The 13,610-nt window shown below is 60.9% G+C and carries 12 protein-coding genes; 6 read left to right on the top strand and 6 right to left on the bottom strand.

Going from position 1 to position 13,610, the window contains the following annotated elements; all coding sequences use genetic code 11:
• Window positions 1-12 precede the first annotated feature (12 nt).
• The 6 genes from CHB75_RS06675 (at window position 13) to CHB75_RS06650 (ending at window position 5,811) form a co-directional block, all read left to right on the top strand.
• Window positions 13-1,173, top strand: a complete 1,161-nt coding sequence (locus CHB75_RS06675) for a M20 aminoacylase family protein (RefSeq protein ID WP_089269753.1) — start codon at window positions 13-15, stop codon at window positions 1,171-1,173.
• 75 nt (window positions 1,174-1,248) lie between these two features.
• Window positions 1,249-2,211, top strand: coding sequence for an agmatinase (gene speB / locus CHB75_RS06670; protein WP_089269752.1), 963 nt, complete (start codon window positions 1,249-1,251; stop codon window positions 2,209-2,211).
• A gap of 88 nt (window positions 2,212-2,299) precedes the next feature.
• The gene (locus CHB75_RS06665) at window positions 2,300-2,710 is read left to right on the top strand and encodes a DUF1499 domain-containing protein (RefSeq protein ID WP_089269751.1); all 411 of its coding nucleotides are present in this window, start codon (window positions 2,300-2,302) and stop codon (window positions 2,708-2,710) included.
• A 190-nt stretch (window positions 2,711-2,900) separates the two neighbouring features.
• On the top strand, window positions 2,901-3,950 hold the full coding sequence (prfA, locus tag CHB75_RS06660) for a peptide chain release factor 1 (protein ID WP_089269750.1): 1,050 nt from the start codon (window positions 2,901-2,903) through the stop codon (window positions 3,948-3,950).
• Window positions 3,947-4,792, top strand: coding sequence for a peptide chain release factor N(5)-glutamine methyltransferase (prmC, locus tag CHB75_RS06655; RefSeq protein ID WP_089269749.1), 846 nt, complete (start codon window positions 3,947-3,949; stop codon window positions 4,790-4,792). Before prfA ends, prmC begins: the two co-directional genes overlap by 4 nt.
• A gap of 209 nt (window positions 4,793-5,001) precedes the next feature.
• A complete protein-coding gene (locus CHB75_RS06650; protein WP_089269748.1) occupies window positions 5,002-5,811 on the top strand; it encodes a DUF4167 domain-containing protein in 810 nt (269 codons plus the stop codon).
• Between the two features lie 273 nt (window positions 5,812-6,084).
• Here the strand turns inward: CHB75_RS06650 and rsmA are convergent, their stop codons facing one another.
• The 6 genes from rsmA to lptF are packed head-to-tail and all read right to left on the bottom strand — an operon-like array spanning window position 6,085 to window position 13,543.
• Complete coding sequence (rsmA, locus tag CHB75_RS06645) at window positions 6,085-6,933, bottom strand: 16S rRNA (adenine(1518)-N(6)/adenine(1519)-N(6))-dimethyltransferase RsmA (RefSeq protein WP_089269747.1); 849 nt, start codon at window positions 6,931-6,933, stop codon at window positions 6,085-6,087.
• The gene (gene pdxA / locus CHB75_RS06640) at window positions 6,930-7,904 is read right to left on the bottom strand and encodes a 4-hydroxythreonine-4-phosphate dehydrogenase PdxA (RefSeq protein ID WP_176439071.1); all 975 of its coding nucleotides are present in this window, start codon (window positions 7,902-7,904) and stop codon (window positions 6,930-6,932) included. Before pdxA ends, rsmA begins: the two co-directional genes overlap by 4 nt.
• Window positions 7,901-9,151, bottom strand: a complete 1,251-nt coding sequence (locus CHB75_RS06635; protein ID WP_089269746.1) for a peptidylprolyl isomerase — start codon at window positions 9,149-9,151, stop codon at window positions 7,901-7,903. The genes pdxA and CHB75_RS06635 overlap by 4 nt, the downstream gene beginning before the upstream one ends.
• A complete protein-coding gene (locus CHB75_RS06630) occupies window positions 9,142-11,313 on the bottom strand; it encodes an LPS-assembly protein LptD (protein ID WP_089269745.1) in 2,172 nt (723 codons plus the stop codon). The genes CHB75_RS06635 and CHB75_RS06630 overlap by 10 nt, the downstream gene beginning before the upstream one ends.
• Window positions 11,313-12,407, bottom strand: a complete 1,095-nt coding sequence (lptG, locus tag CHB75_RS06625) for an LPS export ABC transporter permease LptG (RefSeq protein WP_089269744.1) — start codon at window positions 12,405-12,407, stop codon at window positions 11,313-11,315. Before lptG ends, CHB75_RS06630 begins: the two co-directional genes overlap by 1 nt.
• Complete coding sequence (lptF, locus tag CHB75_RS06620; RefSeq protein WP_245840749.1) at window positions 12,404-13,543, bottom strand: LPS export ABC transporter permease LptF; 1,140 nt, start codon at window positions 13,541-13,543, stop codon at window positions 12,404-12,406. The genes lptG and lptF overlap by 4 nt, the downstream gene beginning before the upstream one ends.
• Window positions 13,544-13,610 lie beyond the last annotated feature (67 nt).

Raw genomic sequence — 13,610 nt, 5'->3', positions numbered from 1 at the left:
TGGGAGAGACCTATGCCTGTTATAAACCGAATTGCTGCCTACGGAGAAGAAATGACCGGCTGGCGGCGGTATCTGCACCAGCATCCCGAACTGGGGCTGGAGTGTCAGGAGACCGCGCGGTTTGTGGTCGAAAAGCTGCGGGAATTTGGTGTTTCCGATATCCACGAAGGTATCGCTACCAGTGGTGTCGTTGCTCTTATCGAAGGCAACAAGCCGGGCCCGACCATAGGGCTGCGCGCCGATATGGACGCGCTGCCGATGGATGAGACGAGCGGCGTTTCCTATGCTTCGACCATCCCTGGCAGGATGCACGCCTGCGGCCATGACGGACATACGACCATGCTGCTGGGCGCGGCGCGCTATCTTGCCGAAACGCGCAATTTTGCCGGACGGGTCGCACTGATCTTTCAGCCTGCGGAAGAGGGCGAAGGCGGCGGCCGGATCATGGTCGAAGAAGGCATGATGGAGCGGTTTGAGATTTCCAAAGTCTTCGGCATCCACAACGCACCGGGCGAACCCTTGGGGCATATTCAAACCGCGCCCGGACCGGTGATGGCGGCGGTCGACACCTTCTGGATCGATATTCAGGGCGTCGGCGGACATGGCGCGATGCCCTATCAGACCCGCGATCCGATCATGGCGGCCGTGGCGATGGTGCAGGCACTGCAAACCATTGTGAGCCGTAATGTCAACGCGCTGGAACGACTGGTTCTGACCGTCACACAGATCCATGCGGGTACTGGCACAAATATCATCCCCGATACGGCGCAGATCGTTGGCACGGTGCGCAGTTTCAACCCAGAGGTTCAGTCGATGGTGATCGAGCGGATGGAAGCCATTGTCCAGCATCAGGCAGCGAGCTTTGGCATGACGGCGGTCCTGAATTACGAAAAGGGCTATCCGGCGACAGTGAACGATGCCGCCGAAGCTGCCTTTGCCGCCGAAGTGGCGCGAGAAGTGGTGGGAGCGGAGCGTGTGAACGATGCCTGCGATCCGATCATGGCAGCCGAAGATTTCGCTTACATGCTGAATGCTCGGCCCGGCGCCTATCTGTTTCTGGGGCAGGGCGACACGGCATCCTGCCACCACCCTGCCTATGACTTTCAGGACGAGATTGCCCCGGTGGGGGCCTCGTTCTTTGCGCGGCTTGTCGAAAAGGCGCTGCCACTCTGATAAAACCGGGCGGTGGCAGACGCCTTTTCCGGCGTCGCCCACCCGCCCAGCCTGACGCCGGAAAGGGCATCCGATATGGCACTGGAAGACGCAAAGACCCAGGTAGATCAGGCGTTTACGCGCACGTCACTTGGTGGTCTGAGTTACGAGAACGCCTTTGGCGGTGCGCCGTCTTTCCTGCGGCGGCGCTATACCAAGGATCTGGGCGGCGTGGATGTGGCGGTGACCGGCATTCCGTTTGATCAGTCGGTGACCAACCGGCCCGGTTGCCGTTTCGGGCCGCGCGCGATCCGCGAGGCAAGCACATTGCAACCCTATGATCCGCCCTATGGCTGGGGTTTTGATCCGCTGGGCGATTTCAACATCGTCGATTACGGCGACATGGCGTTCGACTACGCCAAGATCAGCGCCTTTCCCGCCGCAGTGACCGAACATTTCCGCACCATCCTGAATGCCGGTGCTGCGAGTGTGACGCTGGGCGGCGATCACTTCATCACCCTGCCGATCCTGCGCGCCTATGCCGAGAAATTCGGGCCGGTTGCGCTGCTCCAGTTTGATGCCCACTCCGATTCCTGGGTCGATGACGATGCCGAGCGGATTGACCACGGCACCTTTGTCTACAAGGCGGTGAAAGAGGGGCTGATAATCCCTGAAAAATCCGTTGCTGTGGGGATTCGCACCGAAAATCCCGACACACTGGGCGTGAATATCATCGACGCCCCCGAGGTGCACCGCATCGGGCCGTCGGCGGTTGCCGAAAAGGTGCGCAGGATCATCGGCGACACACCCTGTTATCTGACCTTTGACATCGACGGCCTGGATCCGGCCTATGCACCCGGCACGGGGACGCCGGTCTGGGGCGGGCTGAGTTCGGCGCAGGCGGCGGTGATCCTGCGGGAAATCGCCGGTCTGAACGTCCTTGGCGGCGATGTGGTTGAGGTCTCACCGCCATACGATACAACCGGCGCAACCGCTGTTGCCGGCGCGCATGTGGCAATGGAGATATTGTGCCTCTGGGCCTGGACACGGCGCAAATGAAATCAGGGACGCGTGACAGGATGGGATCCTGTTGCCGTTTCAGCGCGTTGTGCAAACGCGTAGTGAAAGAGAAAGAGGCATCGTGCGTATGATATTCTGGATCATTGTTCTCGTGGTGGTGGGTGGTATCGCCTGGATCCGTCTTGCGCCTTCTGACCCGTCCGTCTGGAACGTTGATCCGATGGTGTCTGCGGATCAGGACCTTGCCGGTGGCGTGCGGCGGCGGCTGGACGGCGGGCGCGATATGTTCGAGGCGCTGGACCGGACCATCCTCGCGACGCCCCGCACCGAGCTTCTGGCCGGGAGCGTGGACGAAGGGCGGATCACTTATGTCACCCGTTCGCAATGGATGGCGTTTCCAGACTACACCACGGTGCAACAGAACGAAGACCAGGTTGAGATTTACGCGCGTGCGCGGTTCGGTCAATCAGACATGGGCGTGAACAAGGCGCGGGTCGAAGGCTGGCTTGAGCAGATTGGCGCGCAGCCCGAGAGCTGAGAACGCGACGGTTCTCGTCGTTGCACCATGCTGAAGGTCCCTCCCTGGTATTTGGGCGAATTCAGCGGCCAAGTCCGAACATGGCTGACATCGCCCAATGCAAGGGGCAGGCACGTTTGGAGGCAGGTTTCCGGGTCCGACATACCTCGGGGTCTTGACCGGCCTTGCGCAATAGGGGACAGAGCGGGCCATGGTTCCCAATGACAGACTTATCCAGATCCGCCAACGTTTCGAGTTTCTCGAAGCAAAGCTTGCTGCCGGTGGCGGCGATCTGGCTGCCCTAGGCCGCGAATACTCCGAACTGAAGCCAGTGATGGAGCAGATCGACGCTTGGGAGGCGTTGAAAGCCGGTATTACCGAAGCCGAGGCCATGCTGCGCGATCCCGAGATGAAGGCGCTGGCCGAGGACGAGCTATATGATCTGCGCGGTGCGGTGCCTGCCGCCGAAGAGGCGCTGCAACTGGCGCTGTTGCCCAAAGATGCCGCCGATGCGCGTCCCGCCATGCTTGAGATCCGGCCCGGCACAGGTGGCGAAGAGGCGGCGTTGTTTGCCGGTGACCTTCTAAGGATGTACCAGCGCTATGCCGAATCCCGTGGCTGGCGGGTCGAGATCATCGAAGAGCAGACGACTGAACTGGGCGGGATCAAGGAAGTGGTCGCCCATATCACCGGAGAGAATGTCTTTGCCCGGCTTAAATACGAATCCGGCGTGCACCGAGTTCAGCGGGTTCCGACAACCGAAAGCGGCGGGCGCATCCATACCTCCGCGGCGACGGTTGCGGTGCTGCCCGAAGCGGAAGACGTCGATGTGAAGATCGACGCCAATGACATCCGGATCGACACGATGCGGTCATCCGGCGCGGGCGGGCAGCACGTGAACACCACAGACTCGGCTGTGCGGATCACGCATATGCCCAGCGGGATCGTTGTGACCAGTTCCGAGAAATCCCAGCACCGCAACCGCGAGATCGCCATGCAGGTGCTGCGCACCAAGCTGTTTGATCTGGAACGGCAAAAGATTGACAGCGAACGATCGGCAAACCGAAAGGCGCAGGTCGGGACAGGCGATAGATCAGAACGTATTCGGACCTATAATTTTCCCCAGGGACGGCTGAGCGATCATCGCATCAACCTGACGCTTTATAAGCTGGATCAGGTGATGCAGGGCGATCTGGACGAAATCATTGACGCCCTGACCGCAGATGCACAGGCCACGATGCTGGCCGAGATGGGGGCATGACAGGCGCAGAGCTGCTGGTACGTGGGGCACGCACACTAAAGTTGGCGTCCGTCCCGGACCCCGCAACGGACGCGCGCCGACTGTTGGCACATGCCCTTGGGGTGCAGACGGGTCGGTTGACTCTGTTCCTGCCTGAAGACGTGTCGGTCAGTCAGACGGAGTTCTATGATGACTTGATCGCGCGCCGCGCACATCGAGAGCCGGTGTCCCATCTGACCGGGAAGCGGATGTTCTACGGCCGTGACTTCCGCGTAACCAAAGATGTTCTGGACCCGCGCCCCGAAACCGAGACGCTGATCGAGGCCGCGCTGGCCCAGAAATTTCAAAGGGTTCTGGACCTTGGCACCGGATCGGGCTGTATCGTGCTGACACTGGTGGCGGAATGCGATGGGGCGACGGGTGTCGGCACGGATCTGTCCGACGCGGCGCTGACAATCGCAAGGTCCAATCGTACCGCGCTTGGGCTGGATGACAGGGTCTCTCTGGAGACGGGCAGCTGGTTCGCAGCGCTCGGGAACCGGGGCGAACGGTTTGACCTCATCGTGTCGAACCCGCCCTATATCGCCGCTGATGAAATGGCCGACCTGGCACCCGAAGTCCGCGAGCATGAACCGCGTATGGCTTTAACGGATGAGGGCGACGGCCTTGCCGCATATCGTGCCATTATTGCCGAGGCACCGGCGCATCTTGCAGCGGGCGGGCGGCTGCTGGTCGAAATCGGGCCGACGCAAGGCGCGGAAGTCAGTGCGATGATGGTAGCTGCTGGTTTGGCGAAAATTACCGTTTTTCAGGATATGGATGGTCGTGATCGGGCGGTTCAGGGCTGTATGCCGAGGGTCTGAGGCTATGCTCGTCGCAAATCCGTCAATTATTTGTGTTTTTTGCTTGTGTGACGTGCCGGGACGTGGTTATTCAAAGGGGTCGAGACGGAGGATGCCTTTGGGCGGTCCCGCTGGACGCTAAGCCACACATGGAAGTGATCTGGTAGGCACGGTGCATATAGCGCCCAAATCGATCACAGGACAGTCACAGATAGGGCTGAAGCTCGGATATGAGATCATCAAAATCACGCTCGCGGTCGAAGAGTAACCGCAACCGCTCCACATCCTCCGTCGGCAATGTCGTCAATCGCGTTTTTGACAGCTCTGGTCCGGATGGAAAAGTGCGCGGCACGCCTCAGCAGATCATTGACAAGTACAACCAGCTTGCCCGCGATGCGCAGTTGTCTAACGACCGTGTTGCAGCTGAAAATTTCCAGCAGCACGCCGAACACTATCTGCGCATGCTGAGCGAAGCGCAGCGCGAACAGGATCAGCGCCGCGAACAGCAGGAACAGGAAAACCGCGAGCGTCAGGCGCAGCGTGACCGGTCTGACAACAGCAATCAGGGCAACAACCCGGGCGGAAACCAGAACAGTGGTGGCCAGAACAACGGCAACCAGAACAACGCTAACCAAAGCGATGGTGGCCAGAATAGCGGCAGTCAGAGCGATGGCGGCAACGGTCAGAACAGCAATGTTCAGGGCGGGGGCAATGAGAGGCGCCCATCCCGTCGCAATCAGAACCGCGAACAGAATGAACAGCCGCGCTATGTGGCTCAGGACGTCGTGGATCTTTCTGAAGGCGCGGACGACGACAGTGGTCTGGTAGAGACGCCCGAGAATGCGGCGCAGACGAGCGCAGTCCCGACGGCACCTGTACAGGACGCACCAACCGAGCAACCCGCTGCCGAGGCCGCTCCCAAGCCAAAGCCCAAGCGCAAGCCGCGTAAGAAGCCAGAGCCCAAGGCGAAGGTGTCTGATGCAGAGGCGCCGACCGCAGTCGAGGTTAACGGGGACAGCGCAGCAGACGCGGCTGAGTAGGCCATCGCGCGATCCATGCCTGAACGGATCGGCAACTTTTCATACCAAAATGAACGTAGCGTGTGCCCTTGGCGGGCCGTTACTGTGACTGCGCAGGGAAATTACACCCTGCGCAGTCATTTTCGTTATGAGGTACGTAGTTTCGCCAGGGCCAGTCCGAAGCCGGACGGCGCAGCATGCGTGCGACAGAACCGTCGGTCACAACAAGGCGACGCAAAGCGCCCTGAACGCCGGTCGCGTCAGGAGAATCTTCCGAATTCAATAAGGTATGTGTTATTCGCGTGCTTCTGCCAGCGCCCGCGCCAAAGCGCAGAACCCCTCAAGCGAGACCTGTTCGGCGCGCTCGGTCGGCGCGATTCCCGCCTTTTGAAGTATTATTTCGATATCCGGGTGCTGGCCCTTTAGTGCGGCGCGCAGCATCTTGCGGCGCTGATTGAATGCAGCGGCCACGACAGCTTCGAGAACTTTTGCATCGGCTGGAAAGCGTGGTTCCGGCAGGGCGGTAAGATGTACCACGGCAGAGGAAACCTTGGGCGCTGGGGAAAACGCCTCGGGCGGCAAGGAGAGCATGATCCGCGCATCTGCCCGCCACTGGGCCAGCAGGGCCAGACGGCCATAGGCCTTGGAGCCCGGGGTGGCGACAATGCGCTCTGCGACTTCGCGCTGGAACATCAGGGTCAGGGTCTGCCAGAACGGCGGCCATTCCTTGGGTGTCAGCCAGCGCACCAGCAGTTCGGTGCCGACGTTGTAGGGCAGGTTGGCCGCGATCGCGATCGGCGGCGTGAGGTGTTCCAGCGGATCGACCTTGAGCGCATCCCCCATCATCACCGTGAGGCGACCGGGATAAGCGGCGCTGATTTCCTCCAGCGCGGGCAGGCAGCGGCTGTCTTTTTCGATGGCAAGCACGTGGCGCGCGCCCTCGGCCAGAAGGCCACGGGTCAGACCGCCGGGGCCGGGCCCGATTTCCAGCACATCCATATTCCTAAGATCCCCGGCCTGCCGGGCGATCTTGGCCGTGAGGTTGAGATCGAGCAGGAAGTTCTGGCCAAGCGACTTGCGCGCGGTCAGCCCGTGGCTGGCGATGACGCGGCTCAGCGGGGGCAGGTCGTCAATGGTGCTCATGCGGCAGTTCCTTGCGCCATCGCCCAGGCCATGCGCAGTGCCGCGATGGTTGAGGACGGATTGGCCAGCCCCTTGCCCGCAATATCAAAAGCTGTGCCGTGGTCGGGCGATGTGCGGATGAAGGGCAGGCCAAGGGTGACGTTCACACCCTGATCGAAATCCAGCGTCTTGATCGGGATCAGGGCCTGATCGTGATACATGCAGACAGCGGCGTCATAGCGCTCGCGGGCGGCGGCATGAAACATGGTGTCGGCGGACATCGGGCCGATCAGGTTCATGCCTTCGGCACGCAGGCTGTCCAGCACCGGGATGATCAGGTCAATCTCCTCGCGTCCCATACGCCCGCCTTCGCCGGCATGGGGGTTCAGTCCTGCCACGGCGATTCGGGGGGCAGGGATGCCGAACTGGGTCTGAAGCGCCCTGTGCGTGATGCGGATGCGTTTTGTCAGTAGCTCCGCGGTCAGAGCCTGCGGCACCTCGGACAGCGGGATGTGGATCGTAGCGGGCACGACACGAAGCTGGGAGGAGGCGAGCATCATCACCACCTCGTCGACGTCGGCAAGATGGGCCAGAAATTCGGTATGGCCAGGGTAGGAAAAACCGGCACCCTCTTGCAGGGCTTGTTTGTGAATCGGCAGGGTGCACAGAGCTGACGCCGCCCCGGAACGGGCCAGAGCTACGGCACGGGCAATCACGTCGATCACGCCCTGCGCCTGCGCCGGTTGCGCCGTTCCGGGGGTGCGATCACCGGCAAAGGCATGAGGCAATACGGGCAGCCCCCCCTTGTGCCCTTGCAGTACTTCATCGGGGCTGTCGATCAGCCGATAGGCAGCCCCGGCTGGCAAATGCGCAGGGTCGCCGATCCAGAAGAACGGCACTTCCCCGCGCAGAATGTCCCACACCGCGACGGCAAGTTCCGGGCCAATGCCGGCAGGTTCGCCACAGGTCAGCGCAATTGGCGCGGGGATCATTGTTCGATGATGCGAGCGTCAGCGCGCAGCTGTGCAAGATATCCATCTGCAAGACCACTAAGGCGCCTGTTGCGCAACCCCAGCACCAGATCTTCGCGCGAGGCGTCTTCGCTGATGCTATTTGTGCGTCCGCAAAGCATGAGAAAGACCAGCGTTTGTCCGTCCGAGCGGGTCAGCGCGGTCGACACCTCGCCCGGATCCAGTTTGGACAGTTCCATCGCGATATCGGTCGGGATCTCTGATGGCGGCAGGCTGCCCCGGTCCAGCACGCTTTCCGGCTGGCCCTTGGCGACACCGTAAAGATCGTCACAGCGGTCGACCTTTGAGGCAAGAACGCGCGCGCGCGCCAGCGTTTCGGCGCTGCGTCCGCCGGGCATATAGTAGGCGGCGTATTCGATTGCGGCCACTTCGGGTGAAGTGAAGCCGGTTTCTTCTATGGCACGCATCTGGAAGAGGGCAACAGCATTGGGGATCGGGATCGGCGCGGTCACCTGTCCGGGCGACAGGGCCATTACCAGAGGGCGCAGGACCGGGGGCAAATCCGTGATGTTTTGCCAGGGCAGACGACCGCCGGCATCGCGGCTTGCGGTGGCGGAGTATTTGCGTGCCTCGGCGGAAAACGCGCTTTCTGAGGTGAGCTGCGCGATGCGATCAGCCTGCGCACGAACGGCGTCAGCCTCTTCCGGGGGAGCGGGAATGATGATTTCAGACAGCAGGACGCGCACGCTGCTGGTACCGGTCCCACCCGAGGACAGGGCGCGGTCCACCTCGGAATCGGTAACACTGCTTTGGCCTGCAAAACGGGCCTGTACCAGTTGACGCCATGACATCCCTGCAAGCACGAAGTCGCGGAAGGTCTGTTCTGAAACGCCTGCGCCGGCGAGGGCCTGAACGAATTCGGCGCGGCTCAAATTGGCGCGGGCAGCAAATTCGTCCATGCCACCAAGAACTTCTTCTTCCGTGGGACGAATTCCAACGTCCTGGCTGGCCTGAATGCGCAGGCGATCCTCGATCAGCTGTTCGCGGGCCAGTTTGCGCGGGTCACCCGGCGCATTCAGCACCTGAAGCATACGCTCGCGCTGTTCCAGTTCGTAAACGGTGATGACCTTTTCATTGACCTGGATTGCCGGGGCAAACAGCCCCTGCGCCTGTGCGGTCGTCGCGGTCGCTGTCAGGCCCGCGGTGCCCAGCAAAAGCGGCATTGCCACGGTCAAAGCGCGGATAAGTCGTGTAAATTCTAGCGGCATGATCGGCGGTACTCCCCGGCGCTGCCGCCTGTGCTGAATCCCTTCAGCGCGACGGTCAGGCCAAACTCTGTCGATGGTACGAGACTATCGGAAGAGGCATAGCTGCGCGAGGCCGAAAAGTTCACAACTGCGCATTCATTCTGGTACTCGATGTCCAGACCGGTCTTTGCAAAGCGCTGATCGGCAAAATCATAGCGCGTTTCCGCCGACGCAGCCCAGTTGTTGGTGAACTGATACTTGCCGTCAAAACTCCATTCCGACTGGGCCTGATCGCGGTCTTCGTCCGGGTCAGTAGGCAAAAGCACATAGGCGGCACCAAGATCCATGAGGCCTTTGCTCCAAATCGCGCGCGCCTCTGCCTTGGCCACACTCTGGTCTGCGGGATCAAACAAACTGCGTGCGGTCAACACGAGCCCGTTCGAGGTGTCGATATGCGCTGCGAGCAGATAGTCCGAGGTTGCCGTGGACAGACCCGAAGAGCGGGTGAAGTCGCTATCGTCTTCCTCGCGCCAGACGCGGCCAAGGGTCAGACCGGCAGTAAGCCCGGCCGGATTGTCACGAAGAATACGCAGGCCCAGTGCACTGGTATATCCTCTCTCGCGCCGGTCAGGTACGGGAAAGCGCGACAGGGACAGCAGGTTGCCTTCGTCGAATTCGGGTCGGGTGCTTTCGTCGTTGGTGACCTGAACCCGTTCACCGCCGATCCATCCGGCCTGTGCTATCGGTTCGATCAGCCAACGGGCGCCATTCACACCCGCCCGTGCCCACGGCCAGCGCAGATCCACCGCGACAGCCGGGGTTAGCTGACTCACATTGGCGGGGCGGGTCGAATCCTGACTGACCCAGAAACGGTCGATCCAGAGTTGGCCCAAGGCTCCTGCGCGGATGCCGCCCGCAAGCGTCCAGCGGTCGCGCCAGCTTATGTCGGCGTTGAGCCGCGTCACGTCCCGGCCATCAACAAGGGTGTCGTCATCGTCGCTGTCCACGTCCAGCGTTGAATAACGAAAGTGGTTGTGCAGCTCGGCGCCCAGCCGGATTTCGCCCCCGAAGCGCGGGAAATAGCGCCGCTCATATTCCGCGGAAGAGATGATCGACGGCTGGGTTGCGTTGCTTTCACTGTCGCTCAGGATTTCATAATGCCGCAGCGAAGCGGAGATCATCTCGTCCCGCCTGAAACGCGATACGGTGAGGTCGCTTTTTAGCCTGTTGGCACCGGAATAGTCATAGTCGTTGAGATAGGCGTCGTCGGTCGTGGTCTTGATGTTGAATTTGAGTTTGAAATCACGGGGCAGCGTAAAGGAGCCGGTTACGAAAAAATACCCACGTGCACCGTCACTGATCAGCGTGTCGCGGGTGATCGCACCATTCAATTCGATATTTCCATATCGGAAGGCCTGCCGGTAACGTGCTTCCAGCGTGCGGGTGACAGGTGAGAGGTACGGTGTAAGCGTGATGTCCTTGTCGTCCCCGATCGGGATGAAATACGGGACTTTGATGCCGAACCCGAGCAGAGTGGTCGAGCGGATCGACGGGATCAGAAAGCCGCGGGCACGATCCAGCGTCGGGTCGGGCAGACGCAGGTAAGGGAGATAGAACACCGGCACGTCAAGAATACGCAGCTGAGCGTTTTCAAAGTAGAGTTGTCGTTCGGTTTGATCGTGCACCACGCGGCTGGCGCGGATCGACCAGAGTGGCGCACTGTTGTTTCCACAGACCTGACACGAGGTGACAGCGACGCGGGACAGTTGCGTATAGCGTCCTTCGACCCTTCGTGCCTCAACCGAGGCGAGCTGAAGCTGTTGATCCAGCACCATACGCGCGCCGCGCAGAAGGCCGTTCCTCATCCCCGAATCGACCTCACCTGTTTCAGCCGACAGCACGTTGCCCTCCGGGTCAGTGATATAGATCGGCCCTTCCAAGGTAAGGGAATCGCTGTCCTGGTCGTAGATGATGCGCGCTGCGGTCAGCCGGGTGCCGTCGTAAAGCGCTTCAACATTTCCGGTGGCAATCAGACGATTGTCATTTTCGACCAGCACCTGATCGGCAACCAGAAGGGCGGCATCCTGGAGGGCTGAGTCGGTCTGCGCGCGGCTTGGTCCCGCGTGCAGGGAAAAGGCCAGAAGCAGGATGAACAGGGCGGGCAAGGCGCGGAACTGGCGCATCAGCCGTCCTCCATATGCAGGATAAGCCCCATTGCCAGCAGAAGAGCGGCGACGGGGGGGACCCAGGCGGCGAGATATGACGGGATCTGGCCGTTCTCACCCATGATCTGGGCGAAGTTACGAATGTAGTACAGGCCAAAGCCCAGCATGATCGCTGCGAGAACAGAAATACCGGTGCGCCCCAGACGACTGTGGCGCATGGTAAACCCAGCGCCGACCAGCAGAAGAGCGACCAGAAACAGAGGGCGCGCCAGCTCCATCTGGAGCCAGACCTGATGGCGGCGGGCGGAAAAGCCGGCCTGTTCAAGATCGCGGATAAAGTCCGGCAAATCCCAGATTGACACTGCCGAAGGGTTGCCGAACCGGTCGCGGATATTATCCTGGGTCAAGGTTGATGGCACGCGCAGTTCATCCTGCCGGGTGGCAGCAGTTTCCGGGTTCACACCGGATTCCAAAGGCCATGTCTTTGCGTTGTGCAGCACCCAGGCGCCGGCTTCCAGCGTCGCTTCGGCGGCTTCGATCCGCCGCATGGGACCGCCTTCGGGCGAGTAGGCCACAAAACTCACGTCATAGAGCGTTGTGGCGTCCGGATTGGCGCGGGCGGCGCGGATCACTGTCTGACCCATGTCGTCGCCCTGACGCAGCCACAGTCCTTCGGACCCGATGGACAGCACGTTGATGCCGCCGTTGTCGTAACGCTCAACCAGATCTGAAAACCGTTTTGAAGTCGCGGCCACGATGGGGTTGGCCATGCTTACCGCAATGACACCGATCAGTGCTGCCACCATCGCCGGGGCAAAAATCGCCGCCAGTCCCGAGCGGCCCGAGGCGCGTGTCACGACCAGTTCCGACGAACGCGACAGCGACAGAAACAGCGCGATCGACGCGAGTATCATCACCAGCGGCAGCATCTGGTACAGCGCCTGCGGCGTGTTCAGAAGTGTCAGTTGCAGGACCTGTCCAAAGGTCACCGAGGCATCGAACCGGCGCATCTGATCAACAAGATCGAGTAGCGAAACGAACAGGAAAAAGATCGCAAGCATGCCCATGAACACCCGCAGAAAACGGCGTGCAAAGTAAAAGTGCAAGATCATGCGGCGCCCTCTGCCATGCTCGGCGGCAGTGATTTTCCGGGTTTGAACGGGCCGGACGCGCGGCGCAACAACAGCCCGCTGATCGCAAGGCCGATGAGTGAGGGCAGATATATCAGCGGCCAGAGCGCCGCATTGTCGCGCACCGGGCCGGTGACGGCACTTTCGGCCAGCTTGATGACGACGAGCATGAAGATGGCAAAGACGATCTGCCTGCCAACGCCAAAACGACTGTAACTACCGATCATCAGCGCAGAATAACCAATCAGCGCCGCCACCACAGCGAGTATCGGCTGCTGAAAGCGGGAGTTGGCCTCTTCGAGTGTTTCGCCGATGGTGTCGTTCGCGGCCTCAGCCACCGCGGCCGTGTCGGTGAGCAGTTCGAGCGTTGGAACAAACTGGATCTTGCGGCGCGGCTGACTGTCGGCAGTGATCAGCCCGCTGATGTCATAGGTGAGGTCGGTGAAATTGGTGGTCGACAGCGTCTCTTTCGCGACATTCAGCGTCTGTGCCAACCCGCTCTGCATCACCAGTTTTGAGCCTACAGAGTCGCGCAAAAGAAAGGCGTTTTCCGCAGTATACGTGACCACGCGTCCCGGCTGGCGGCGATCCGACAGGAACACGTCACGCAATTCTCCTTCTGGGGTGATGTCCCGGATGTAAAAGGTCACGCCGCGCGTGGGATGCAGAAACGTGCCTTCGCGCAATAGCCGCGCGCTGACGGAACCGGAAATCTCGGCTTCGCGCAGGCGCAGTTGTTCCAGGCTTTTGGGCACCAGAAAATGCGTCAGCACTGACATCATCACAGCAACGATCAGCCCGAATACCAGAACCGGGCGTGCCAACCGCCAGGGCGAAAAACCACTGGCCTGCACCACGGTGAGTTCCGATTCCGAACTGAGCCGGTTGGTCACGTAAACAGCTGAAGCGAACGAGGCCATCGGCAACACCATGCGGATCACGTTCGGAAGGCTGAGCGCCGTGAATTCAAGGAAGACCCCGGCCGAATGGCCGTCCGCGATCAGCCGGTCGAACAGGACGACCGCCCGGTTCACCCAGTAGACTGAAATCAGTACCAGGGCGAAAAAGCCGAACAGCACCATGAGTTGCGACAGCACGTATCTGTCGAATCTGGCCAAGGCGATCCCCCAAGAACCTGTTACATCGGGTGTGATCCTACACGGGCCTGATCTGCGGGAAAAGGTG

Origin of the sequence: Puniceibacterium sediminis, from assembly GCF_900188035.1 — a bacterium.
GTDB classification, from domain to species: Bacteria; Pseudomonadota; Alphaproteobacteria; order Rhodobacterales; family Rhodobacteraceae; genus Puniceibacterium; species Puniceibacterium sediminis.
The sequence above is the reverse complement of the archived record's forward strand: the minus strand, read 5'-3'. Positions and strand labels throughout refer to the sequence as shown.